Annotated in this window: 20 protein-coding genes; 8 read left to right on the forward strand and 12 right to left on the reverse strand. The window is 70.0% G+C overall.

Annotated elements, in window-relative coordinates:
- The first annotated feature begins 79 nt into the window (after positions 1-79).
- The 7 genes from ABD679_RS14815 (at position 80) to ABD679_RS14845 (ending at position 6,283) form a co-directional block, all read left to right on the forward strand.
- Positions 80-1,360, forward strand: a complete 1,281-nt coding sequence (locus ABD679_RS14815; protein ID WP_344760779.1) for a nucleoside permease — start codon at positions 80-82, stop codon at positions 1,358-1,360.
- A gap of 19 nt (positions 1,361-1,379) precedes the next feature.
- Entirely contained in the window at positions 1,380-2,345 is a 966-nt protein-coding gene (locus ABD679_RS14820) for a ribokinase (protein ID WP_344760780.1), read from the forward strand.
- Between the two features lie 59 nt (positions 2,346-2,404).
- The gene (locus ABD679_RS14825) at positions 2,405-2,740 is read left to right on the forward strand and encodes a YegP family protein (protein ID WP_344760781.1); all 336 of its coding nucleotides are present in this window, start codon (positions 2,405-2,407) and stop codon (positions 2,738-2,740) included.
- Between the two features lie 66 nt (positions 2,741-2,806).
- Entirely contained in the window at positions 2,807-3,805 is a 999-nt protein-coding gene (gene dusB, locus ABD679_RS14830; RefSeq protein ID WP_344760782.1) for a tRNA dihydrouridine synthase DusB, read from the forward strand.
- Between the two features lie 206 nt (positions 3,806-4,011).
- Entirely contained in the window at positions 4,012-4,656 is a 645-nt protein-coding gene (locus tag ABD679_RS14835) for a CDP-alcohol phosphatidyltransferase family protein (RefSeq protein ID WP_344760783.1), read from the forward strand.
- Entirely contained in the window at positions 4,653-5,258 is a 606-nt protein-coding gene (locus ABD679_RS14840) for a lysophospholipid acyltransferase family protein (protein ID WP_344760784.1), read from the forward strand. The genes ABD679_RS14835 and ABD679_RS14840 overlap by 4 nt, the downstream gene beginning before the upstream one ends.
- Before the next feature lie 89 nt (positions 5,259-5,347).
- Positions 5,348-6,283: a phosphatidate cytidylyltransferase gene (locus ABD679_RS14845; RefSeq protein ID WP_344760786.1), complete on the forward strand. Its 936-nt coding sequence runs from the start codon at positions 5,348-5,350 to the stop codon at positions 6,281-6,283.
- Here the strand turns inward: ABD679_RS14845 and ABD679_RS14850 are convergent.
- From ABD679_RS14850 to ABD679_RS14870, 5 genes are all read right to left on the reverse strand, one after another.
- Positions 6,258-7,421, reverse strand: a complete 1,164-nt coding sequence (locus tag ABD679_RS14850) for an ABC transporter permease (RefSeq protein ID WP_344760788.1) — start codon at positions 7,419-7,421, stop codon at positions 6,258-6,260. The two genes, ABD679_RS14845 and ABD679_RS14850, sit on opposite strands and share 26 nt — an antisense overlap.
- On the reverse strand, positions 7,418-8,596 hold the full coding sequence (locus ABD679_RS14855) for an ABC transporter permease (RefSeq protein ID WP_344760789.1): 1,179 nt from the start codon (positions 8,594-8,596) through the stop codon (positions 7,418-7,420). Before ABD679_RS14855 ends, ABD679_RS14850 begins: the two co-directional genes overlap by 4 nt.
- On the reverse strand, positions 8,581-9,600 hold the full coding sequence (locus tag ABD679_RS14860) for an HlyD family secretion protein (protein WP_344760790.1): 1,020 nt from the start codon (positions 9,598-9,600) through the stop codon (positions 8,581-8,583). The genes ABD679_RS14855 and ABD679_RS14860 overlap by 16 nt, the downstream gene beginning before the upstream one ends.
- Positions 9,593-10,978, reverse strand: a complete 1,386-nt coding sequence (locus ABD679_RS14865) for a TolC family protein (protein WP_344760791.1) — start codon at positions 10,976-10,978, stop codon at positions 9,593-9,595. Before ABD679_RS14865 ends, ABD679_RS14860 begins: the two co-directional genes overlap by 8 nt.
- A 118-nt stretch (positions 10,979-11,096) precedes the next feature.
- Positions 11,097-12,119, reverse strand: coding sequence for a metal-dependent hydrolase (locus ABD679_RS14870; protein ID WP_344760793.1), 1,023 nt, complete (start codon positions 12,117-12,119; stop codon positions 11,097-11,099).
- 186 nt (positions 12,120-12,305) lie between these two features.
- Between ABD679_RS14870 and metK the strand changes: the two genes are divergently transcribed.
- Positions 12,306-13,517, forward strand: coding sequence for a methionine adenosyltransferase (gene metK / locus ABD679_RS14875; RefSeq protein WP_344760794.1), 1,212 nt, complete (start codon positions 12,306-12,308; stop codon positions 13,515-13,517).
- 246 nt (positions 13,518-13,763) lie between these two features.
- Here the strand turns inward: metK and ABD679_RS14880 are convergent, their stop codons facing one another.
- The 7 genes from ABD679_RS14880 to ABD679_RS14910 all read right to left on the reverse strand — a co-directional run bounded on the left by ABD679_RS14880 (position 13,764) and on the right by ABD679_RS14910 (position 23,604).
- Positions 13,764-15,005, reverse strand: coding sequence for a serine hydrolase domain-containing protein (locus tag ABD679_RS14880; RefSeq protein ID WP_344760795.1), 1,242 nt, complete (start codon positions 15,003-15,005; stop codon positions 13,764-13,766).
- 36 nt (positions 15,006-15,041) lie between these two features.
- Positions 15,042-15,926, reverse strand: coding sequence for an SDR family NAD(P)-dependent oxidoreductase (locus ABD679_RS14885; protein ID WP_344760796.1), 885 nt, complete (start codon positions 15,924-15,926; stop codon positions 15,042-15,044).
- Positions 15,927-15,975: 49 nt separating this feature from the next.
- A complete protein-coding gene (locus ABD679_RS14890; RefSeq protein WP_344760797.1) occupies positions 15,976-16,608 on the reverse strand; it encodes a TetR/AcrR family transcriptional regulator in 633 nt (210 codons plus the stop codon).
- A gap of 156 nt (positions 16,609-16,764) precedes the next feature.
- Positions 16,765-18,369: an AMP-binding protein gene (locus tag ABD679_RS14895; protein WP_344760798.1), complete on the reverse strand. Its 1,605-nt coding sequence runs from the start codon at positions 18,367-18,369 to the stop codon at positions 16,765-16,767.
- The gene (locus ABD679_RS14900; protein WP_344760799.1) at positions 18,360-20,021 is read right to left on the reverse strand and encodes a carboxylesterase/lipase family protein; all 1,662 of its coding nucleotides are present in this window, start codon (positions 20,019-20,021) and stop codon (positions 18,360-18,362) included. The genes ABD679_RS14895 and ABD679_RS14900 overlap by 10 nt, the downstream gene beginning before the upstream one ends.
- Positions 20,018-21,325 carry a spinster family MFS transporter gene (locus ABD679_RS14905; protein WP_344760800.1) on the reverse strand — a complete coding sequence of 436 codons (1,308 nt, stop codon included), beginning with the start codon at positions 21,323-21,325 and terminating at the stop codon, positions 20,018-20,020. The genes ABD679_RS14900 and ABD679_RS14905 overlap by 4 nt, the downstream gene beginning before the upstream one ends.
- A complete protein-coding gene (locus ABD679_RS14910; RefSeq protein WP_344760801.1) occupies positions 21,325-23,604 on the reverse strand; it encodes a TonB-dependent receptor in 2,280 nt (759 codons plus the stop codon). The genes ABD679_RS14905 and ABD679_RS14910 overlap by 1 nt, the downstream gene beginning before the upstream one ends.
- Positions 23,605-23,893 lie beyond the last annotated feature (289 nt).

Genomic DNA, 23,893 nt, shown 5'->3' on the forward strand with positions numbered 1-23,893 from the left:
CTCGCCCGCGGTTTGCCCGTAACCTGCCCCGCTGACGGTCGCCACCCGTTGCGATCGATGTCCGAGGGGAGAACGCCGGGTGAGCCTGAAGCTGCGTCTGATCGTGATGAACTTCCTCCAGTTCTTCGTCTGGGGGGCGTGGCTGCTGACCATCGGCGCCTACTGGTTCCAGAACAAGGGCTGGTCGGGCACCGCGTTCGGCGCGATCTTCTCGACCATGGGCATCGCCTCGCTGTTCATGCCGGCGCTGATGGGCGTGGTCGCCGACAAGTGGATCAACGCCGAAAAGCTCTACGGCCTGCTGCACATCTGCGGCGCGGTGATGCTGTTCCTCGTACCCCGGGTCGACGACCCGCACACCATGTTCTGGGTAATGCTGGTCAACATGATCTTCTACATGCCGACGATCGCGCTGGCGATCACGGTGGCCTACAACGCGCTGAAGAAGGACGGCCGCGACGTGGTGCGCGACTACCCACCGATCCGTGTATGGGGCACGGTCGGCTTCATCGCCGCGCTGTGGACCACCAGCCTGCTGCACATGGAAACCTCGGCCGGCCAGTTCTACATCGCATCGGCTGCGTCGCTGCTGCTGGGCCTGTACGCCTTCACCCTGCCGCCGGCGCCGCCGCGCATGGGCCGCAGCGAAAGCCGCGCGCTGGTCGACGTACTCGGGCTGACCTCGTTCCGCCTGTTCAAGGACCGCAACATGGCGGTGTTCTTCGTGTTCGCCATGCTGCTGGGCGCGGCGCTGCAGCTGACCAACGCCTACGGCGACACCTTCCTGCACGACTTCGCCGGCGTGCCAGCGTTCCAGGATTCGATCGCGGTGAAGTACCCGGCGATCATCATGTCGATCTCGCAGATCTCCGAAACGCTGTTCATCCTCACCATCCCGTTCTTCCTGCGCCGCTTCGGGATCAAGGCGGTGATGACGATGAGCATGCTGGCCTGGTTCCTGCGCTTCGGCCTGTTCGCCTACGGCGACCCCGGCGACCGGCTGTGGATGATCGTGCTGTCGTGCATCGTCTACGGCATGGCGTTCGACTTCTTCAACATTTCCGGCTCGCTGTTCGTCGAACAGCAGAGCGACTCGCGCATCCGCGCCAGCGCGCAGGGGCTGTTCATGGTGATGACCAACGGCATCGGCGCGGTGTTCGGCAGCCTGGGTTCGGGCTTCCTGATCGAGCACTTCTTCACCGCGGCCGACGGCAGCAAGGACTGGCACGGCATCTGGGTGACCTTCGCCCTGTACGCGCTGGCGATGGCGATCGTGTTCGTGCCGCTGTTCAAGCACAAGCACGACCCGGACGCGATCCGCCGGGCGCAGCAGCGCCCCGAAGGCGAACTGGCGCCGTGACCGTGGCCGGGGCGGACGCATGAGCCGGGTCGTCGTCGTCGGGTCGTTCAACGTCGACCACGTCTGGACCACCGCCACCCTGCCCCGCCCGGGCGAGACGCTCGGCGGGCGCTACGCCACCGGCCCGGGCGGCAAGGGCTTCAACCAGGCCACCGCCAGCGCACGCGCCGGCGCGGCCACGACTTTCGTCTGCGCGCTCGGCGACGACCCCGGCGGCGAGCTTGCGCGCCGGCTGGCCGACGCCGACGGAATCGACCTGCGCGCGCAGCGCAGCGACGAGCCGACCGGCACCGCCGGCATCTACGTCGACGGCGAGGGCCGCAACAGCATCGTCATCGGCGCCGGTGCCAACGGCGTGCTGTCGCCCGCGCACGTGGCCGCGCAGCGCGATGCGTTCGACGCGGCCGGCGTCGTGCTGGCCCAGCTCGAATCCCCGCCCGCCGCCATCACCGCGGCGCTGCAGGCCGCGCGCGCAGGCGAGGCGACCACGCTGCTCAACCCGGCCCCCGCCAACGCGCCGACCACCCGCGAACTGCTGGCGCTGGCCGACATCCTCACCCCCAACGAAACCGAGTTCGCCGGACTGGTCACGCGCCACGTCGGCGAACGCATCGACGGCGACGCGGTGACCGCGCTCGACCAGTCGCGCCTGCACGCACTGTGCCGCGAGCTGCTGCCGGCCGGCACCGTGGTCGTGACCCTGGGCGCCAGCGGCTGCTTCGTGTCGCACGCAGGCGACGCACTGCGCGGCGACGAGCGGCCGTTCTACCGCCTCGGCGCCGAACAGGTCCGCGCCGTCGACACCACCGGCGCGGGCGACGCCTTCAACGGCGCGCTGGTCGCCGCGCTCGCCGGCGGGTCGGGCGTGGCGTTCGCCGCGCACCTGCGGTTCGCCTCGCGCTTTGCCGCGCTTTCAACCGAGCGCGAGGGCGCGGCCGCGTCCATGCCGCGGCGCGACGAGGTCCTCGAACGCTTCGGCGCATAACGACTCCCTAACTTGTCGCCTTGGAGAATCGGATTCCCATCAACGAAGGAGGATCGGGCATGGCGGGCAAGTTCGAGATCAGCAAGCGCAGCAACGGCGAGTTCCAGTTCAACCTCAAGGCCGGCAACGGCCAGGTAATCCTGACCAGCGAGGGCTATTCGGCCAAGGCCTCGTGCAGCAACGGCATCGAGTCGGTGCGCAGGAACAGCCAGGACGACGCCCGCTTCGAGCGCAAGACCGCCAGCAACGGCAAGTTCTTCTTCAACCTCACCGCGACCAACGGCCAGACCATCGGCAGCAGCCAGATGTACGCCGACGAGGGCGGGCGCGACAACGGCATCGCCTCGGTGAAGACCAACGCGCCCGACGCCGCGGTCGACGACCAGACCGCCTGAACCGGCCTCCCCGCGCGCGCCCGGCGCCGCCCGGGCGCGCGCCTTGCCGCGGGTAGAATCCCCGCCATGCAGATCGGCCCCCACCGCATCGAACCCCGGGTGATCCTCGCGCCGATGGCGGGGGTCACCGACAAGCCGTTCCGGCTGCTGTGCAAGCGGCTGGGCGCGGGCCTGGCGATGTCGGAAATGACCACCAGCGACCCGCGCTTCTGGCACACGGAAAAATCGCTGCGGCGCATGGACCACGCCGGCGAGCCGGACCCGGTCGGTGTACAGATCGCCGGCACGGTGCCGGGGGTGATGGCCGAAGCAGCGCGCTACAACGTCGACCACGGCGCACAGGTCATCGACATCAACATGGGCTGCCCGGCGAAGAAGGTCTGCAACGCCTGGGCGGGCTCGGCCCTGATGCGCGACGAGGACCTGGTTGCCCGCATCTGCGAAGCCGTGGTGCAGGCGGTCGACGTGCCGGTGACGCTGAAGATCCGCACCGGCTGGGATGCCACCCACCGCAATGCGCCGGCCATTGCCCGGATCGCCGAGGACTGCGGCATCGCCGCACTCGCCGTGCACGGCCGCACCCGCGACCAGCAGTACACCGGCACAGCGGAGTACGACACCATCGCCGAGATCAAGTCGCGGCTGTCGATTCCTGTCATTGCCAACGGCGATATCGACTCGCCCCGGCGCGCGGCGTTCGTGCTGCGCCACACCGGCGCGGATGCGGTGATGGTCGGCCGCGCGGCGCAGGGCCGGCCGTGGATTTTCCGCGAGATCGCCCACCACCTGGCCACGGGCGGGGAACTGCCGCCGCCGTCGCTGGCGGAGGTCCGCGACATCCTGCTCGGCCACCTCCATGACCTGCATGATTTCTACGGCGAACCGCAGGGCGTGCGCATCGCGCGCAAGCACCTGGGCTGGTATGCGAAGGACCGCCCCGAAAACATTCCATTCCGCGCCGTGGTCAACCGCGCCGAATCCGCGGACATGCAGCTGGCGCTCACGCGCGACTACTTCGACGCGCTGATCGCGGGCGTGGACACGGGATTCGCAGCCGCGGCCTGAGCGCGCGGCTTGACCGCCAGCGCCCGCATGGTTATCTAGGTCAGCGGAACCAACTGCGACTCCAACGCCGTCACTCCCGCGAAAGCGGGGGTTCTCCGGGACTCCAGGTCGCCGGGTTCCCGCTTTTACGGGAATGACGGCTTCCGGGATCCGCAGCCACGAGGTTCCGGCCAACCACTCGCCATCTCGCAGGGAGCGCCACCATGGTGGATGAAGCGTCAACCGCGTCCGAATCCGGCAACCGCCGCCCGATCGCCGCGCGCGGTAATGCGCTGGTGCAGCGCTTCAGCACCCTGCTCGCACGCAGCGGCGTGTCGCCCAACGCGATCTCGGTGCTCAGCATCGGCTTTGCCGCGCTCGGTGCGTGGGCGCTGCTGCGACTGGATTGGCCATGGGGGCCGTGGCTGTGCGCGGTCGCCATCGTGCTGCGGCTGCTGTGCAACCTGTTCGACGGCCTGGTCGCGGTCGAACACGGCCGCAAGACGCCGACCGGCGTGCTCTACAACGAAGTCCCCGACCGCCTGGCCGACAGCCTGTTCCTGATCGCGCTGGGTTATGCCGCCGGCCTGCCCTGGTGCGGCTGGCTGGCCGCGCTGCTCGCGGCGCTGACGGCCTACGTCCGCACCCTCGGCGGCACGGTGCTCGACTCGCAGGACTTTCGCGGGCCGATGGCGAAGCCGCACCGGATGTGGCTGATGGTTGCCGCCTGCGTGGCAGCACCGCTGGAGGCCTGGTTCGCAGGCACCGGCTACGCGCTGCGCGCAGCGGTGGTCCTGGTCGCCGCCGGCTCGGCGCTGACCTGCTGGACGCGCCTGCGCGCGATCGCCAACCGCCTGCGGGAGGCGGCATGATCGAGCAGGCCGCCGCGGCGGCGCTGGTCGGCACCACCCGCCTGCTGGTCGGCGCGCGCGCACAGTGGCAGGGACCGCCGCCGGACGGGCAGTGCCTGTACTTCGCCAACCACAGCAGCCACCTGGACACGATGGCGATCTGGTCGGCGCTGGACCCCGCGCAGCGCGCGCGCACCCGCCCGGTGGCCGCGCGCGACTACTGGGACAAGCCCGGCCTGCGCGGCTACGTCGCCGGCAGGGTGCTGCGCGCGGTGCTGATCGAGCGCCGCCGCGAGGAACGCGACGGCGACCCGCTGGAACCGGTGATCGACGCGCTGCAGACCGGCGACTCGCTGATCCTCTTCCCCGAGGGCACGCGCACCGCCGAGCGTCTGCCGCAACGCTTCCGCGGCGGCCTGTTCCGCCTTGCCGAAGCCTTCCCGGACCTGCACCTCGTGCCGGCCTACCTCGACACCCTCCACCGCAGCATGCCCAAGGGCGCGCACATCCCGCTGCCGCTGTACTGCACGGTGCGCTTCGGCCCGGCGCTGCCGCGCATCGACGGCGAACCGCGCGACGCCTTCCTCGAGCGCGCCCGCGAGGCGGTGGTGGCGCTGGCGTGACGTTGTCCGACGTGCCGCCGCGACTTCCAGTGTCGTGCCGGTCCCTTTCGTCGTCCAACTGTCCATCCTGAAATCCTGGTACTCCCAAAATGCCGACACAACAAAAACTCCTCTGGGTCTTCGGCGGCATCGTCACCCTGCTCGCGCTGGCATCGCTCATCGGCTGGGTGCTGCAGGCGCGCAAGGGCCGCACCGAGGTGGTCGCCAACCTCAACGCCCGCGTGCGCGCGTGGTGGGGCATGGTCGCGGTGCTCGCGGTCTGCTTCTGGCTGGGGCCGGTGGCGAACCTGGTGGTGTTCGCCTTCATCTCGTTTTTCGCCCTGCGCGAGTTCATCACGCTGACCCCGACGCGACCGGGCGACCACCTGCCGCTGGTGGTGGCGTTCTACGTGCTGATCCCGGTGCAGTACTGGCTGATCGGCGTCGACTGGTACGGACTGTTCTCGATCTTCCTGCCGGTGTACGCCTTCCTGGCGCTGCCGGCGCTGGCGGTGTTCGGCGGCGATACCGAACAGTTCCTCGAGCGCACCACCAAGATCCAGTGGGGCGTGATGATCGCGATCTACTGCATCAGCCACGCGCCGGCGCTGCTGATCCTCGACCTGCGCGGCTACGAGGGCCAGGGCCCGCTGCTGCTGCTGTACCTGATGCTGGTGGTGCAGATCAGCGACGTGATGCAGTACGTGTTCGGCAAGCTGTTCGGGCGCCACAAGCTGGCGCCGACGGTGAGCCCATCGAAGACGGTCGAAGGCCTGATCGGCGGCGGGCTGGCGGCAACCGGCATCGGCACCGCACTGTGGTGGATCACCCCGTTCACGCCGCTGCAGTCGGCGCTGATGTCGGCGCTGATCGTCATCTGCGGCGCGCTCGGCGGGCTGGCGCTGTCGGCGGTCAAGCGCAGCCTCGGTGCCAAGGACTGGGGCCACATGATCGAAGGCCACGGCGGGATGATGGACCGGATGGATTCGGTGACCTTCGCCGCGCCGATCTTCTTCCACGTCACCCGGTATTTCTTCTCGGGCTGACTGCGCGTCGGTGCGGCGCGTCCTGGCGGGCCGCCGGCATCGGCCGGAACCGCCACAGCACCAGGCCGCCGTACAGCAGCACCAGCAGCGCGAGGTTGCACAGCTCCGGCGCAACCTCGCGCACGCGCGCGCCCATCTGGTTCAGCTGCACCATGGCGTTCATGCCCGGCACGATCGGCAGCAGCTTTGCGGCGGTCACCAGGGCCGGCGGCGACACGGCCGCGGGCCAGCTGATGTTGGCCAGGAAGAACAGCGGGATCGAACCGGCGGTGACGTACTGGAACGCGCGCTCGCGGGTATCGAAGAAGCTGCCGACGAACATCCCGAACAGCACCGTGGCCGCGATGAACAGTGGCCCGGCCAGCAGCAGGCCGGCGAAGTTGCCGCCGCGCGGATAGTCCTGCGCCCATGCCGTGAAGCCGGCGTAGTACAGCAGCGCGGCCACGCCGATCAGGCCGAACGCGGCGAGCATGCCGAGCAGTGCCGGCCGCCGGAAATGCAGCCGCCGGCCGAGTTCGCGCCGGCGCTTGCCCAGCAGTACGCCGATACCGATCAGCAGGGTCTGGTGGACGACCAGTTCGGCCACGCCCGGGACGATACTGCTGCCGTAGCCCTCGCGCGTGTTGTACAGCGGCCGCTGCACCAGCCGCACCGGCGGCGCGGCCGGCGCACCCATGAAGCCGGCCTGGGTCACCGCCGCTTCCCGCGCGGAGGCGGTAATCGCCTCGGCCAGGCCACCCATCGCGGTGCTCGCGCGGCCGAGGTAGGCGCCATCGCCGAGCAGCACCAGCCGCCCCTGTCCGCCACGCAGGATGTCGCGTTCCATTCCACCGGGCAGCAGCACGATCACCTCGGCCCGGCCATCCTCCATGGCCGGCCGTGCCTGCCGCAGGTCACGCGGCTGCGCCACTACCTGCACCTCGCGCAGCGCCGCCATGCGTCGCAGCATTTCCCGGCTCGTGGCGCTGTGGTCCTCGTCGACCACCACCACCGGCAGGCGGCCGGCGACCTGGTGGCGATAGGCGGCCGGATAGAACACCGAATACAGCAATACCGCACCCACCATCGTCACCAGCGCGTAGCGGTCGCCGGCCACCGCCCGCAGTGCCTGCATGAAGGCGGTACCGAAGTCTTTCATGCGCCGGCCCGTCGCAATGCACCGCTGCGCATCGCCGCCAGCCGCCAACCGCCGATGCCGCCGGCCAGCAGCGCGATGCCGGCGAGCGTGGCCATCGGCGCCAGCGACACCTGCCACGGCGCGCCGACCAGCAACTGCTGCATCTGCAGCTTCACGTAGGCGGTCAGCGGCAACAGCGCGCTCCACACGCGGGTGAACAGCGGTGCGCCGATCACCGGGAACGTGGCGCTGGAAAACGCCAGCGATGCCCCGATGCTCAACCCGACCAGCGACAGCGCCGTGCCCATGTCGCGCGTCACCCCGACGAACAGCAGTGCCAGCCCGGCCCCGGCCAGGTGCAACAGCAGCTGCCCGAGTGCCAGTGCCGGCACGCTGCCGGCAACGCCGCTGCCGTGCGCCCAGCCCACCCACAGCGTTGCCAGCAGGCCGTGCAGCGAGAACAGCAGCACGTAGGGCAGCAGCTTGCCGGCGATCGCGCCCCACGGCCGCGCGCCGAGCCAGCGCGCCAGCGTCCCGTCGCGCACTTCGCGCCCCAGCGCCGCGGTCATCGCCAGCGCCGCGACCAGCGACAGCACCGCCGCGAATGCCAGCGGCAGCAGGAACAGCGCATAGCTGCGCGCCGGGTTGAAGAGGATGGCCGCATCGACTGCCATCGGCGCGGCGCGCAGCTTCGCCGGGCCCAACTGCAGGCCGATGTGCTCGCCGAGCAGGCGCGCGTTGAACGCGGTCACCGCATCGGCGATATCGCGCATCGCCGACTGCCCGCCTGCCAGGTAACTGGCGTTGTAGTACGCGATCACCGTAGCCGCCTCGGTACGCCGCGCGCTGCGGCTGAAGTCGCGCGGTATCCAGGCCACCGCGAACACGTCCAGCGCGCGCACCTGCGAGAACGCCTCGTCCAGCGTGCCCGGCTGCGACACCACCTCGATGCCGGGGCTGGCGTCGAGCATGCGCAGCAAGAGCCGGCTGTCGGCGCTGTGGTCGAGGTCGACCACCGCCACCGGCAGCTGGCGCATGCCGCCGGCGCTGAACAGCCAGCCCATCAGCAGCACCATCGCCAGCGGGAACACGGTGATGAACGCCAGGTCCCACCGGTTGCGGCGCAGGTGGCGCAACTCGGCGCGCCATGACGCGGCAAAGCCGTCCTCGCGCGGCGCGCTCAGCCCTGCGGCCATGCGAACAGCACGCTCATGCCCGGGCGCAGGCCCGGCAGGCGCTCCACCGGCCGCAGCCGCACCTCGAAGCTGCGCACGTCGTAGCCGGACGATTCACGGGTCGCGCGCCAGGTGGCGTAGTCGCCGGCGGGATTGACGAAGTAGACCTCGAACTGCGCCTCGCGGTCGCCCAACGCCGGCACCCTGCCCTGCAGGCGGCTGCCGATGCGCAGCCCCTCCAGCTGCGACTCGCGCAGGTTGACCGCGACCCACGGATGGTCGACGTCCACCAGCGTCAGCACCGGATAGCCGGCCGGCACCAGCTCACCGACATCGGCCATGCGCTTGCCCACCTCGCCGGCCATCGACGCGCGGCCGCGGGTTTCCTCGCGCGCCGCGTCCACTTCCGCCCGCGCGCCCTCGGCCTGGCGCACCTGCGCTTGCGCGGCCTGTCTGTCCTGCGCGCGCGCGCCGGACAGCGCCATGTCGTACTGCGCGCGCGCGGCCTTGGCCAGTTCGGTGGAACTGCGCGACTGCGCCAGCGCCTCGTCGCGTTTCTGCCGCGTGACCACGCCCTCGCGATAGAGATTGTCGACGTGACGGTAGGTCGAGTTGGCCAGTTCCGCGCCGGCCACCGCGCGCTTCCAGTTGGCCTCGGCCGCGCGGATGTCCTCGCTGCGCGCGCCTTCGTCCGCCTTGGCCGCGACCGCCTGGGCCGCATCCACCGCCGCCTGTGCCTGCTGCGCCTTGGCCGCGACTTCCGGGCTGTCGAGTTCGAACAGCACCTGCCCGGCCTTGACGCGGTCGCCCTCGCGCACCGAAAGCTTCGCCAGCCGCGCGCTGATCTTGGCCGAGACGTTGGCGGTATCGGCATCGGCCATGCCCTGCAGCTGCACCGGCGGCGTACGGAAGGCAAGCCACAGCCCAACCGCGACCAGTACCAGCAATGCGAGCCCGCCACCCCAGAGCAGCGCGCGCCGCCGCGGCGGCGGCGGGGACGGATCGGAAAGCAGTGCATCACTCATCGTCGACCCCCTTGTCCGCCCGGCGGCGGAATTCCTCGTACCGGTCCATCTGCCCGCTGACTTCGAGCAGCTGAGCCAGCGCAACGTCGTACTGGTAGGCGGCCTGTGCGCGCTCGATGCGCGCGCCGCCGAGCTGCAGGCGGGCGTCGATCACGTCCAGCGACGTCGCCTGGCCTTCGCGGAACGCCAGGTCCTGCAGGCGCAGGTTCTCGCGCGCCAGGCCGAGACTGCTGTCGAGCAGCAGGTATTGCCCGCGCGCGGTGTCGAGTTCGTTCCAGGCCTTGCGCACGCCGAGCAAGACCTGGTTCTCGGCCTCGCGCAGGCCGGCCTCGGCCTGGTCGCGCTGCGCGCGCGCGGCACTGACCTGCAGCGGGCGCGCGCTCGGCGACAGGAAGGTGTACCGCAGGCCGATCCCGAATGCCCAGTCGGGGTCCGAGATGAGTTCGTCGCGGCGCCTGAAATCGTACTGGCCGAACAGGAACAGCTGCGGCTTGAACTTGGCCTGCTGCACGCGCACGCCCTGCTCGGCCTGGGCCACCATCGCGCGCAGCTCGCGAATCTTCGGATGCCCGGACAGCGCGCTGCGCTCGAAGTCCTCGATCGCGCCGGGCGGCGTGCTCGACACGAACAGTGGCGTCACCGGCTGGACCGCTCCGCCACTGCGCAGCAGCGTGGACAGCGCGGCTTCCAGCGTGGCCAGGTCGTTCTCCGCCTTCCGGTATTCACGCTCGGCCTTGTCGCGCGCCACCGTGGCCTGCAGGCGCTGGGCGCGGGTGGCGAAGCCTTCGCGCTCCAGCGTCGTCGCGTCGCGCAGGTGCTGCTCGAGGCCGTCGCGCACCTCGCGTCGCACCCGTAGCGCCTGTTCAGCCAGGCGCTGGCCGAAATAGGCCTGCACCAGTTGCACCGACAGCGACTGGCGCGTGCCCTCGCGTTGCGCGCTGGCCTGCTCCGTGGCCGCAGCCGCGGCCTGTTGCGCGGCCGGGATCATGCCGCCGGTATACAGCGGCAGCACCGCGGTCACGGTCGGCCGGGTGCGCCAGTCCTCGTACTTCAGGTGCAGCGGGCCGTCGATCCCGTACTGCGCGGCGATCGGCTCCAGCGGACCGAGCGGGATGTAGATCGACTTCTGGAAATTCATCCGCCGTATCTCGCCGGTGACCTCCGGCAGGCGCAGCCACGCGGTGGCGTCCTGCAGGTCCTGGCGATTGCGCACCGCGGCATCGGCGGCGCCCAGCGCGTCGGACACCTGCAGCAGGCGTACCTGCGCTTCGGCAAAGCTGAGCGCCGGCGGTTCTGCCGCCGGCGGCACCGTGTCCACGGTCTGCGCCGTCGCGCTGCCGACCGCCAGCAACAGCGCGGTAGCCAGCGAACACGACATGCAGATGACGGTAGCCGACCGGCTTGGCCTCACGCGATGCCCCGGGAGTCTTGCTGGGAGGCAGGATAGCCCGAACGCCGGCGGAACCCGCGTGAACCCGCATCGCCCCCGGCGCGAACTACCGGAGCCCGGCTTCGGCCGGCGGCTGGTGCCAGATCCGATGCCAGGTGGCCTGCCACATCGGGCCGAAGTCCCGGTGCGGGTCGAGCTTGCGCGGCGGTTCGAGCGGCTGCCAGCCGTCGCCCTCGCGGCGCGCGACCGCGTAGCTGAAGAAGTAATCGGGCTCGTTGCCCATGCGCAGGTCGCTGAGCACGAGTTCGCCATCGACCACCTGCGTACGCATGAAGCCGTGGTTGAACCACGCCAGCTCGCGTACGGCGGCGATGTCACGCGCTTCGGCCAGCGCCTGCACATTCGTCGGATAGCCCCGGAACGTCATCGGCCCCGTGTCGGCGGCCACCGAGCGGAAGCCTTCGACATAGCCGCCCGGCGTCATCGCCACCACCCGCCACAGCAAGGTGTTGAGCGGCATCGGCACCGAGAAGCGCGGCGCGTCGGCGAGGCCCATCGCGGCCAGCGCGCGGTCGGCTTCGCGGTCGACCAGGGTCTTGGCGATCCACGACCAGCCCAGGTAACCGACGCCGAGCGCGATGCCCAGGGCCAGCGCGTGCCGGCCGATCCGCTCGCGCGCGAACCACGCCACGATGAAGGCAACCAGCCATGGCAACAGGAACAGCGGGTCGATGATGAACAGGCTCGACCCCATCAGCGGCCGCATCGGCAGCGGCCAGAACAGCTGGGTGCCGTAGACGGTGAAGGCATCCAGCAGCGGATGCGACATCAGGGTCACCAGGATCACCACGAACCAGCGCCCCGGCGCCGCCGCCACGCGCCCGCCGCGGCGCTTGAACCAGGCCCACAGCGCCCACGCCACGAACGGCAGCACCAGCCACGAATGCGTCGCCGCGCGGTGCCAGGTCAGGCGCACCACCGGATCGTCGCACAGGGACAGCGGCAGCACGTCCAGGTCCGGCAGCGTGTTCAGTGCCATGCCGGCGAGCAGCGCCGCCCGCCGGTGGCCGCGCGGCGCGATGGCCGCGGCGATGACGCCGCCGTAGAACAGGTGGGTGATCGAATCCATCGCGGGATGCTAGCAGCGCGATCTGGCCTCCCGGGCAGGCCATGGCTGCCCTTCCCGCCTGCCCCGGGCCACCATGCGATGCGGCTTAACCCCCGCCCAACCCGCCGCGCGGCACAATGCGCGGGCCGCCGCGCCCGTGTATCATTCGCGGCCATCTTTCCATCCGAATCAAGGGATATAAGACCGATGTCCAGCACCCTCTTCACCTCCGAGTCGGTCTCCGAAGGCCATCCGGACAAGATCGCCGACCAGATCTCCGACGCGGTGCTCGATGCGCTGCTGGCGCAGGACAAGCGCGCGCGCGTGGCCTGCGAAACCATGGTCAAGACCGGCGTGGCGATCGTCGCCGGCGAGATCACGACCTCGGCCTGGATCGACCTGGAGGCGCTGACCCGCAAGGTGATCCTCGACATCGGCTACAACTCCAGCGACGTCGGCTTCGACGGCGAGACCTGCGGCGTGCTGAACCTGATCGGCAAGCAGTCGCTGCACATCGCCCAGGGCGTGGACCGCAAGAAGCCCGAGCAGATGGGCGCCGGCGACCAGGGCCTGATGTTCGGCTATGCCACCAACGAGACGCCCAGCTACATGCCGGCGGCGATCCACTACGCACACCGCCTGGTCGAGCAGCAGTCCAAGGTGCGCAAGAAGCGCAACTCTCCGCTGCCGTGGCTGCGCCCGGACGCCAAGAGCCAGGTCACCCTGCGCTACGACGACGGCGTGGCCACCGCCATCGACGCGGTGGTGCTGTCGACCCAGCACGACCCGGGCGTGAAGCAGAAGGACCTCGTCGAGGCCGTGCGCGAGGAGATCCTCAAGCCCGTGCTGCCGGCCAAGTGGCTGCACAAGGGCACCAAGTTCCACATCAACCCGACCGGCAAGTTCGAGATCGGCGGGCCGGTGGGCGACTGCGGCCTGACCGGGCGCAAGATCATCGTCGACACCTACGGCGGCTGGGCCCGCCACGGCGGTGGCGCGTTCTCGGGCAAGGATCCGTCGAAGGTCGACCGCTCGGCCGCCTACGCCGCGCGCTACGTCGCCAAGAACGTGGTCGCCGGGGGCCTGGCCGACCGCTGCGAGGTGCAGGTCAGCTACGCCATCGGCGTGGCCGAGCCGACCAGCATCTCGGTCACCACCTTCGGCACCGGCAAGGTCGCCGATGAGGTGATCGAAAAGCTGATCCGCAAGCACTTCGACCTGCGCCCCTACGGCATCCTGCAGATGCTCGACCTGGTGCACCCGATCTACCAGCGCACCGCCAGCTACGGCCACTTCGGCCGCAAGCCCCAGCAGGTCGCCTACACCGACGGCGCCGGCGAGCAGCAGTTCGCCACCGCGTTCTCGTGGGAGCAGACCGACAAGGCCGAGGAGCTGCGCAAGGCGGCGAAGCTGAAGTAACACGCGGCGATCCGTCCTTTCCCCGCCTGGCGGGGAAAGTCGGCACCCAGGCCACGGGCGCAGTGGTCGACTCCACCCGAACGCTCGCCGCCGGGAAGGGCCCGCGCAACCCCGACGCCAACGCGATCGCGCCCGGCTGCTTCCCGTCGAAGCCCGCCGCCGCATCCCGCGCTGGCGATCGACGTGGCGCGGCGGCGATGTGAACACACGCATTCGCATGGGCAGGCCGGATCACCCGGCCACCGGTCAGCCTTCCCGGGCCAGCGCCTCGTAGACCATCGGCCGCAACCGGTCGCGCGCGGGCATCGCGGTGACCGGCATCAGCTGGGTCATCAGGACCATCGACAGGCCCAGGCCCGGCGTCGCCAGGAAGCCGGTGCCGGCAGCCCCGCCCCAGGCATACTCGCCCGTCGAACCCGGACCGGCGCGATCATCGAGCCGCACCACGCCGCCGAGCGCCATGCCGATACTGCCCGGTTCGTAGCCGCCGAAACGCGTGAGCGAAGGCAGCAGCGGCGTCTGCGGCCCGTAGGCGGTCACCAGCCGGCGCACCGATGCCGGCGCCATCACCCGCGCCTGGCCGCGCGTGCCGCCGTTGGCCAGCATATCGGCGAAACGTCCGTAGTCCTCGAGCGTCGAGACCAGCCCGGCGCTGCCCCCGTCGGCGAAGGGCCGGCGCAGCGGCGCACGCTCGCTGCCGTCGGCGACGCGGGCGATCCCGCCGTCGCGCGCGACGTATAGCCCGGCCAGCCTCCCCGCACGCGCCCCGGGCACGAAGAACCCGGTCGCATCCATGCCCAGCGGATCGAAAAACCGGCGCCGCAGGTAGTCGCCAAGCCGCTCGCCGCTGATGCGCTCGATGACCAGCCCGGCAATGTCCAGGCCGTAGCCGTAGATCCAGTCGGTGCCGGGCTGGAACTCCAGCGGCAATGCGCCGAGCTTCTTCGCGAACCCTTCCAGGCCCCCGATTCCAGGGTCGTACATCCACCTGGCCGCCACCAGGCCGGCCTCGCGGTAGAGCGGCGCGACCCTCGCGTCGCCCCAGCTGTTGGCCAGGCCGCAGCCGTGGGTCAGCAGGTGCGCCACGGTCATTGTCCGCGCAGGTTCCCGCTGCCCGCCGGGACCGGCCACTTCGAGGCTTTCGAATTCGGGCACGAACTTCGACACCGGGTCTTCCAGTGCCAGCCTGCCGTCCTCGACCAGCAGCACCACGCCCGCGGCGACCACCGGCTTGGTCATCGAGTAGATGCGATAGAGGCTGTCCGGCCCGACCGGTTCGGCGCCGGGGATGTGCGCCTCGGCCAGCACCCGGCCATGGCGCGCGATGCGGATCGACGCGAACGGCAGTTTTCCTTCCTCGACGTAGCCGCGCAGGCGTGCGATCACCGCCGCGAAACGGTTATCGCCCGAAGCCGGCCACGCAGGCCCGGCGATGCCCCATGCCGCGGCTGCGGCCGCCGCGACCAGGAACCGCCGTCGATCGATCATTGGCAAGCCTCCACCGTCGACGCCGCGCGCCACGGCTCAGGCCGATTCATGCACGGCCGCGTGGGCCCGGGCGCTGGCCACTTCCCGCTCGGCCTGGGTGAATCCGTATTCCGGCACGACCTGGCCGGCGGGGTCTGACACCTGGTCCCACGCCGCGATGAGCCGTTCACCCGCGTCCGCGCCGAGGTGGCGGCCTTCGGTCAGCGTCACGCCGGCACGGGCGAAGTGGCCGGCACCGGCGCAGACGATGGCGCGGGTCGGCGCATCGTCCACCACCAGCGGCAGCAGCGCCGGGCTGACCAGTGCCGGATCGAGCGCGGCCAGCTGCTCGTCGGGCAGGATGCCTTCCATCATCCCCGTATGCGCGGTCGGCGCCAGGCAGTTGACCCGGATGTCGTACTTGCCGCCTTCGATGGCGAGCGTCTGCATCAGCCCGACCAGCGCCATCTTCGCCGCGCCGTAGTTGGCCTGGCCGAAGTTGCCCCACAGCCCCGACGAGGACGTGGTCATCACGATGCGGCCGTAGGCCTGCGTGCGCATCGTTTCCCACACTGCCTTGGTGCAGATCGCCGCGCCCATCAGATGCACGTCGACCACCTTGCGGAAGTCGTCCAGGTCCATCTTGGCGAAGCTCTTGTCGCGCAGGATGCCGGCATTGTTGACCAGGATGTCGATGCGGCCCCACGCCTCGAGCGCATGCGCGACCATCGCCGCGACCGCCGCTTCGTCGGTCACCGATCCGCCCGCCGCGACGGCTTCGCCGCCGGCCGCGCGGATCTCGGCAGCCACGGCTTCGGCGTGGTCGGCGCCGAGGTCGTTGACCACCACGCGCGCGCCCTTGCGCGCCAGGTAGAGGGCGTGCTGGCGGCCCAGTCCGCCGCCGGCGCCCGTGATGATTGCTACGCGCTCGCTGAGCGGCATTGCTGTCTCCCCGTCTGTGGAAGGAAACCGGACGGGGACGTGCGCCGGCTCAGCCCGCCTCGTCTTTCCGCCGGTCGCGGATGGCCCGGAAGCCGGCGGCCATGAAGCTGGCCATGCGCGCCTTCACCGCGTCGTAGTCGTCCGAGCGGCACAGGCCGCCCGAGAGCCTGTCGATGCGCCCGGTGCGCGCCAGCGTCAGCATCAGCGCGCCGGTCACGAAGTGGTAGCCCCAGAAGATGTCTTCCTCGGCGCAGTCCGGCATCGCCTTCCTGAGCAGGCCGATCAGCCGCAGCACCACCGGGTCGAAGTGCTGGTCCATGAGCTCGGCGCCGTAAGGCGTGGTGGATGCCAGAGCGCTGAGCGCGCCGTAGTTCTTCCAGTTCTCGCCGCCCTGGATGTACAGGTCCAGGTCGGTGTCGAGGAAGGCGTGCAGCGCGCCCTCCACCGTGGGCTTGCCGCCGCTCGCCGCCTCGTACTCGTCGAGCGCCTGCATGCGCAAACCGCTGGTTACCCCCGCACGCCGCGCCATCACCGCGTCGAACAGGGTCTTCTTGTCGGTGAAGTAGTAGTTGAGCAGCGTGTGGTGCACGCCGACGCGGCTGGCCACGTCCTTGAGCGTGACGCCGTACAGGCCGTGCCTGGAAAACAGGTGCTCCGCGGCGTCGAGGATCTGCTCGGTCATCTCCGCGCGCTGCTCCGCCTTGGTCGGACGCCTGGCCCTGGCCGCGGGCCGCTTCTTCTTGTCGCCGCGACCGGAGCGGGATCCCGCGGAACGGGGTGTCGCGTCTTTTGGCACGCTGCCGCCTCCACTGCGCTGCGCCCTCGTCGTGCCGGAACGTCATGTCCCAGTCTCTCCGAGCGCAGAGCCAAATTCGGCCCTGAGGCGCATTTTGTCAATTTTGCCCGTCGCCGCCAAAGGCATGTGCGCCACGCGGATCACCGCGTCGGGCACCCACCACGACGCAACGCGGCCATGCAGCGCTTCGATCAGCGTGGCGTCGCTCACCGCGCTGCCTTCGCGCATCTCCACCAGCAGGACCGGGCGCTCGCCCCACTTCGGATGCTCGCGTCCGATCACCGCCGCCAGCGAGACGTCGGGCAGTTCGCCGACGATGTCCTCGATCTCGGCCGGGTTGATCCACTCGCCGCCCGACTTGATCAGGTCCTTCGCGCGCCCGGTGACGATCAGGTTGCCTTGCTCGTCGATGCGCGCAAGGTCGCCGGTCGCGAACCAGCCGTCGGCGCCGACCGCATCGCGCGTCTCGCCGAAGTAGCGCTGGATCGTGCTTGCCCCGCGCACGTGCAGGTGTCCTTCCACGCCACGCTGCACGGGCAGTGCGACGCCGTCGGCATCGGCGACCCGCAGGTCGACGCCGATGGACGGACGCCCGGAAAGGTGCGCCGCGCGCGCAGGGTCGTCCGGCGGCGCGACGGTGCCGGTCGGCGACATTTCCGTCATCCCCCAGCTGGTCTGCACGGTGACGCCGAGCCGTCGTTCGATGCGCTGCATCAGCGCCGGCGCCATCGGCGCGCCGCCGACGATCACGCGCTTGAGCGAAGGCACCTGTCCTCCCGTCGCCTCGAGGTGCTCGACCAGCGCCAGCCAGACGGTGCCCACGCCCAGCGCCATCGTCACCGACTCGGCGTTGACCAGGCCGGCCAGGCTGGCGCCGTCCAGGCATCGGCCGGGTAGCACCAGCCGCGCGCCCACGGCAGGCGTGGCGAACGGCACGCCCCAGCCGTTGGCATGGAACATCGGCACGGCGAGCAGCACGCTGTCGCGGCTCGAGATCGCCATCGTGTCCGCTTGCAGCGCGCGCAGCGTATGCAGGTAGATTCCGCGATGGGTGTAGGTCACGCCCTTCGGCGCGCCGGTCGTGCCCGAGGTGAAGCACAGGCCGCAGGGCGCGTTCTCGTCGAAGCCGCCCCACGGCACGTCGCCATGCGCGGACGCCAGCAGCGGTTCGAGCGCTTCCACGCGGGGGCCGGGAGCTCCCCCCGGCACAGGTCCGTCGATGCACAGGATCCGTTCGACGCCAGCCGCCATGGCGGCGATGCGCCGCGCCAACGGCACCAGGTCGGACGAGGCCACGATGACGCGCGCGCCCGATTGCCCGAGCATCGCGGCCAGGTGGGATTCGCCCACTCTCGGATTGAGGGTATGGCAGACCGCGCCCATGCCGACGACGGCGAACCAGGTCTCGACGTGTGCGTGCGTGTTCCAGGCCAGGGTCGCGACCATGTCGCCTCCGGCGATGCCGAAACCGGCCAGCACCGCCGAGGTCCGGCGCGCGCGGTCGCGCAGGCCGGAATAGCCGATCCGGTGGTTGCAGCCATCGCCGGCGGTGACGACCTCCGCGCCCGGATGCCACTTCGCGCCGTGGTCCAGGAACTTGTCCAGGGTCAATCGATAGGACTGCATCGTCCCGTGGGTCATGGACATCCAGCGCTCCCTTCGGGAAGCGGCGGCGCGATCACGCCGACGTTCCAGTGCCAGGGCAGGTCGCCCTGCGCGCGCCGCCGACACACCACCGTCTCGACCAGTTCGTACATGCCCGGCATGAGGTGCTCGCCCGGCACCGGCGCCTGCTCGAACGCCATGTAGGCGCGCGCTTCACCGTATGCCGGCCAGGCCGGCGCGCCCGCGGCCGCCGGGACGCCGTCGCGCGCGAATCCCGCCCAGTACCCGAGCATGGCATCGGAAAGCGCGGCTTCCGCGGCGGTGCCGGGGACGGCCGGCCAGTTCGACGACAGCAGCGCCCGGGTGCCGAACACGTAGGGAAGCTCGGCGGCATGGAACGCATGCAGGCCGGCACTGTCGGCCGCGGGATACCCGTGGTCGAAGTAGTAGAGGAACGAGGGCTGCCCGAGCGCAGTCTGCTTTCGCACCAGCCGCTCCGCCGTCCAGCCGTACATCGCATCGCGGGTGGTGGCCAGCATTGCTGCATCCAGGTCCGCCGGCGGATAGCGCTGCAGCATCCGGTCGGCCAGCTCGCCATAGCGTTTCCGGATCTGCGCCTCGTAGGCGGCGGCGTCGGCCGGCGCCGGCGGCAGCAGGAAGCGCAGCGAGCGGATTTCGCCGTCGTTGAATCCGGCCAGGATCGGCACCGGCGCCTGCGCACCGCGATCGAACGCGTCGACGATCTGGTACGGCAACACCTCGCCGTCCACGTTTCCCAGCGGGAAGAAACCCGACGTTGCCGCCTTGACGGTCAGCTCCTGCGGATCCATCGCACGCAGCCGCGGCAGGCCGCGCACCCCGATCTTGCGGCTCAGTTCGAGACCCGATTCTTCGGCCGGGGGCGCACCATGCGCCGCCACGCGCAGCGCCGGCATCGAGATCATGTACGCGCTCTGCGCGATGGCCTTGTCGAACAGGCCGCGCGCCGAGGGTGCGGCCATCAGGTACATCACGCTCAGCGCGCCGGCCGATTCGCCGGCGATGGTGACGTTGCCCGGGTTGCCTCCGAACGCGGCGATGTTGCGCTCGACCCAGCGCAGGGCTTCGACCTGGTCCAGCAGGCCGTAGTTGCCCGAAACCCCGTCCGCCGATTCCTCGCTGAGCTGCGGATGCGCCAGGTAGCCAAGCACGCCGAGGCGATAGTTGATCGTCACCACCACCAGGCCACGCGCGGCCAGGGCGGCACCGTCGTACATCGGCTCCCTGCCCGATCCGGCGACCAGCGATCCGCCGTGGATCCACACGAACACCGGGGCACCGACGGCGTCCGCGGGCGCCCACACGTTCAGCGACAGGCAGTCCTCGCTCATCGGCAACGGTTGATCCGGGGCATAGATGCTGCCGGGACGCGACGGCGGCTGGTGGCAGGCGGGGCCGAAGCGCGTGGCATCGCGCACGCCATCCCAGCGCGCGGCCGCGACCGGCGGCTTCCAGCGCAACCGGCCCACCGGGGGCCGGGCATAGGGAATCCCCCGGAATGCACGGATGTCGCCGTCCAGCATTTCCCCGGACATGGTGCCCGCCGGCGCCTCCACCACGGGTGCCTGGCGTGCCGTGGCCGCGGTGGGCAGGCCTGCAAGCAGCAGGGCGAACAGCATGCCGGGGACGGATATCCCGGACCAGGTGCGGGTCATGGACGTGCCTCCTGTTCGGCCTGTCGACGGATGGTGCGTGCCAGCATCAGGAACATGGCCACCGCCAGCACGTAGAACGGGATCAGCGTGTAGAACGCCATCTGCAGCGAGTTGTCCGGATGGGTGGCCATGAAGAAGTCGCTCGCCGCACCGAGATAGGTCGGTCCAAGGCCAAGCCCGATCAGGTTCATCACCAGCAGCAACAGGGCGCCGGACAGCACGCGCTGGTTCGGCCGCACTTCTTCCTGCACCAGGGTCACCGCCGGCGACAGGTAGAAGTAGTTCAGCCCGGTCGGCAGGAACAGGAAGACCATTGCCAGCTGCCAGCTGTCCGCCCACACGAAGGCGGCGAAGAGCGGAATCGCCAGCGCCAGCCCGACCGCCGGGATGTAGGCGTAGGCGGTCCTGGACCGCTTCGCCAGCCTGTCGATCAGGCGTCCGGACAGGATCATGCCGCCGGCAACGCCGACACCGACCAGCAGCGCATACCAGACCGCGACTTCCTCCAGGGTCATGCCCTTCTCGCGCATCAGCAGCAGCACGGTGAAGTTGAGCACCCCGTAGGTGATGAACTGGGTCGCGCCGCACGCCAGGGACATGCCGCGCAGCACGGGGTTGGCGAAGAACGCCTTGAAGGTCTCGCGGAAGCCGGGCGCCGGCTCGTCGACATGCATGCCGCGATCACCGGCCGGCGGAACATCCAGCCCTCCTTTCCTGGGTTCCCGCACGCAGATCCAGACCACCGCCGCCGTCACCAGCCCGATCACGCCGACCCAGATGAACGCCAGCCGCCACGAGTACGCCGCTGCGACCGAAGCGCCGAAGGCCACGCCCAGCGCCGCGCCGATCGGAGGCCCGAGGTTGTACAGGCCCAGCGCGGTGCCGCGCGTACCGGACGGGAAGTAGTCGGAAATGATGGCGTAGGACGGCGGCACCCCGCCGGCCTCGCCCACGCCCACCGTCATCCGTGCCAGCACCAGCTGCGGATAGGTCGAGGCCATGCCGCAGGCCGCGGTGGCCACGCTCCACAGGCCGCAGGCCAGCGACAGCACCTTGACCCGGTTGGTGCGGTCGGCGAGCCAGCCGACGGGTATCGCCAGCACGCAGTAGAACATCGCGAAGTACAGGCCGCCGATCAGGCCGAGCTGGCCGTCGGTGACGCCCAGGTCGTCCTGGATCGGCTTGGCCAGGATCGACAGCAGCTGCCGGTCCAGGAAGTTGAGCACGTAGACGAAGCACAGGATCGCCAGCACGAACCAAGCGCGTGGTCCGGGGCGCACGGCGGCGGGAGCGACGGCCGCCATCAGAACTTGTACCCGACGCGGACGCCGACGGTCCGCGGCCTCAGGACGCCGTAGCGACCGTCCAGGAACGCTTCGGGGTGCACGTACGTGACCGAACGGTCGTCGAACAGGTTCTCGACGTACAGGCCGAACGTGTAGTGCTCGAACGCCGCCGCCAGCGAGCCGTTCACCACGGTGTAGCTGTCGGTGTAGTCGAACGTGGGGCTGACCACGCCGGGCTGGCCGGGCACGTTCGGGAACGAACCCGGGAACGAGCCGACGTGCACCACCGCGAGCGAGGCGCTGGCTACGGAGTCGCGGATCCAGTCGAAGTCGTACTTGACCGTCATCGACCCGCTGAAGTCCGGGCCGGCCAGCCGCGCGCCGCTGACCGCACCGGAGATCGCGGCTTCACCGGGCGTGAGCGTGTCGACCCTGGCGCGGTTGAGGGCGGCGTTGAGCATGAACGTCCAGCCCAGCGCCGGCATCGCCATCAGCTCGAACTCCACGCCGCGGCTGTAGGCGCCGCCGATGTTGGTGGCAAACTGGACCTGGTCGGAGACGCGGTTGGCCTGGACCTGGATGTCGTTCCAGTCGATGTAGTACAGCGCCAGGTTGGCGGCCAGGCGGCCATCGAGCCAGCGCCCCTTCATGCCCAGCTCGTAGTTGGTCAGCTCGTCGGAATCGGCGCCCGCGGGGATGACGATGTCGTCCGGATCGAGCGCGCTGGACAGGCCGGCGCGGGCGTTGACCACCGGCGCGCGGAAGCCGGTGGCCACGGCGGCGTAGGTCGTGATCGACGGCACCGGCCGCCACGAAGCACTGAGGCGGTAGGACGGGCCGGTTTCCTTGGCCACCAGGCCGGTGGCCGCCTGCACCGGCGTGATGGTCACCGGCAAGCCGCAGATGTCGAGGAAGGCGCAGTAGTAGGCCAGCGTCAGGTAGTCGCTGCTGTAGCCGCCCTCGCGGGTGAAGCCCTGCGACTCGATGCTGCCGTAGCGCAGGCCCGCGGTGGCCCAGGCGTCGTCGGTGAAGCGGTACGTGAGCTGGCCGAACAGCGCCTTCTCGGTGGTCACGTCGAACGAGTGGAACTTCTGGTAGTACTCGTCCGGCAGGCCGGTGATGCCGCTCTGCGCCAGGTACTCCTCGTTGGAGCGGTAGTTGAAGAACACGTCGCGGTCGCGCTCGTAGTAGAAGCCGCCCAGCACCCAGTCCCACGGGCCGCCGGTGTCGGATACCAGGCGCACTTCCTGCACGAACGAGCTGTATTCGGCCGGCGCGTCCAGGGCGAAGGCGAACGCCTGGCCGTAGGTGCCGGCCAGGTCGACGTTGAACAGCGCGTCGTAGTCCGACCACGTCGACGAGCTGGTGAGCGTCGCCTTGTCGAACTGGTAGCCCAGGGTCAGGTTGTAGTTCGTCATCGTGCCGGTGAACTTGTCCGGGCGATCGGAGAAGCGCTTGTCCATGCCCAGGTCGGGGTTGATCAGCGACGAGTCTTCCGGCGTGCTCTTCTCGCGCGAGATCCGCGCCTCCAGCGACAGGCGGTCGGTGGGCTCCCAGAGCAGGGTGGCACGGCCGCCGGAACTCTTGAGCGAGTTCGCATCGTCGATGCCGGTGCCGAGGTTGTCGATGTAGCCTTCCTCGTCGCGGGTGAAGCCGACCACGCGCAGCGCCATCGTGTCCTTCACCAGCGGGACGTTGAGCATCGCGTTGTAGCGCTGGCGCAGCGAGCTGGAACCGGTGACGCCGACGTCGGCCAGGAACGAGGCGTCGAAGCCGCCCGGATCGGGCGAATGGCTGAGGATGCGCAGCGCGCCCGCGAGCGAGCCCGACCCGAACAGCGTGCCCTGCGGACCCCGCAGGAACTCGACGCGTTCGACGTCGTAGAGGCTCGGGTCGAGGATGGTCGAGTTGCCGTTGGCCGAGATCGGCAGCTCGTCGATGTAGATCGCCACCGCGCTCTGCAGTCCCGCGCCGTAGCCGTTGGTGGCGATGCCGCGCGCGGTGAAGTTGTTGAAGTTCGCGCTGGCCCGGTTGAGCACCACGCCGGGCGTTTCATATGCGAGGCCTTCGTAGCCGACCACGCCCTTCTCGTCGAGCTCTTCCTGCGACAGCACGCTCACACTCAACGGCACGTCCTTCAACGGCTCGCTGCGGCGCGTCGCGGTGACGATGACGGTGTCCAGGTCCTGGGCGCTGGCCTGGCCCGGCTCCCGCTCCCCCTCCCCCTGGTCCCCGGTCGATGCAGCCTGAGCATCGCTCGCATCGGTCGTGGCCTGCGCCAGGACCGATACCGGCATGGCGAGCAGTGCGGCCACGGATGCAGACGCAATCAAACGACTTCCCATAACAGATCCCTCCCAAAGGATGCTGATCGAACGAGACCGCGCTGGGCGTCGATACTGTGCACTGCCGGGGCTGCTGTCAATACTCACTCACACGACTGTGAATATTCTGCGATCCCCGCTATTTCCAGCCAAATCAGTATGTTGCATCGCAGCACGCGCGCTGCCTTCCCGTGCGCATCCCGCCTCGGCACGTCGCTGCCGACGCCGCAACCGTCGAATGGTCGTCGGGCCGCCCCTGCCG

The sequence above is a fragment of the Luteimonas lutimaris genome (genome assembly GCF_039537065.1).
Lineage (GTDB): Bacteria > Pseudomonadota > Gammaproteobacteria > Xanthomonadales > Xanthomonadaceae > Luteimonas > Luteimonas lutimaris.

Excerpts from the sequence above, each read along its gene's own strand:
- ABD679_RS14840 (WP_344760784.1), top strand. The coding sequence starts at position 4,653 with ATGATCGAGCAGGCCGCCGCGGCGGCGCTGGTCGGCACCACCCGCCTG.
- ABD679_RS14820 (WP_344760780.1), top strand. The coding sequence starts at position 1,380 with ATGAGCCGGGTCGTCGTCGTCGGGTCGTTCAACGTCGACCACGTCTGG.
- ABD679_RS14860 (WP_344760790.1), bottom strand. The coding sequence starts at position 9,600 with ATGAGTGATGCACTGCTTTCCGATCCGTCCCCGCCGCCGCCGCGGCGG.
- ABD679_RS14890 (WP_344760797.1), bottom strand. The coding sequence starts at position 16,608 with ATGACCGAGCAGATCCTCGACGCCGCGGAGCACCTGTTTTCCAGGCAC.
- ABD679_RS14910 (WP_344760801.1), bottom strand. The coding sequence starts at position 23,604 with ATGCCGGTATCGGTCCTGGCGCAGGCCACGACCGATGCGAGCGATGCT.
- ABD679_RS14870 (WP_344760793.1), bottom strand. The coding sequence starts at position 12,119 with ATGGATTCGATCACCCACCTGTTCTACGGCGGCGTCATCGCCGCGGCC.
- ABD679_RS14850 (WP_344760788.1), bottom strand. The coding sequence starts at position 7,421 with ATGAAAGACTTCGGTACCGCCTTCATGCAGGCACTGCGGGCGGTGGCC.
- ABD679_RS14885 (WP_344760796.1), bottom strand. The coding sequence starts at position 15,926 with ATGCCGCTCAGCGAGCGCGTAGCAATCATCACGGGCGCCGGCGGCGGA.
- ABD679_RS14865 (WP_344760791.1), bottom strand. The coding sequence starts at position 10,978 with ATGTCGTGTTCGCTGGCTACCGCGCTGTTGCTGGCGGTCGGCAGCGCG.
- ABD679_RS14825 (WP_344760781.1), top strand. The coding sequence starts at position 2,405 with ATGGCGGGCAAGTTCGAGATCAGCAAGCGCAGCAACGGCGAGTTCCAG.
- dusB (WP_344760782.1), top strand. The coding sequence starts at position 2,807 with ATGCAGATCGGCCCCCACCGCATCGAACCCCGGGTGATCCTCGCGCCG.
- ABD679_RS14845 (WP_344760786.1), top strand. The coding sequence starts at position 5,348 with ATGCCGACACAACAAAAACTCCTCTGGGTCTTCGGCGGCATCGTCACC.
- ABD679_RS14900 (WP_344760799.1), bottom strand. The coding sequence starts at position 20,021 with ATGACCCGCACCTGGTCCGGGATATCCGTCCCCGGCATGCTGTTCGCC.
- ABD679_RS14855 (WP_344760789.1), bottom strand. The coding sequence starts at position 8,596 with ATGGCCGCAGGGCTGAGCGCGCCGCGCGAGGACGGCTTTGCCGCGTCA.
- ABD679_RS14880 (WP_344760795.1), bottom strand. The coding sequence starts at position 15,005 with ATGATCGATCGACGGCGGTTCCTGGTCGCGGCGGCCGCAGCCGCGGCA.
- ABD679_RS14895 (WP_344760798.1), bottom strand. The coding sequence starts at position 18,369 with ATGTCCATGACCCACGGGACGATGCAGTCCTATCGATTGACCCTGGAC.
- ABD679_RS14905 (WP_344760800.1), bottom strand. The coding sequence starts at position 21,325 with ATGGCGGCCGTCGCTCCCGCCGCCGTGCGCCCCGGACCACGCGCTTGG.
- metK (WP_344760794.1), top strand. The coding sequence starts at position 12,306 with ATGTCCAGCACCCTCTTCACCTCCGAGTCGGTCTCCGAAGGCCATCCG.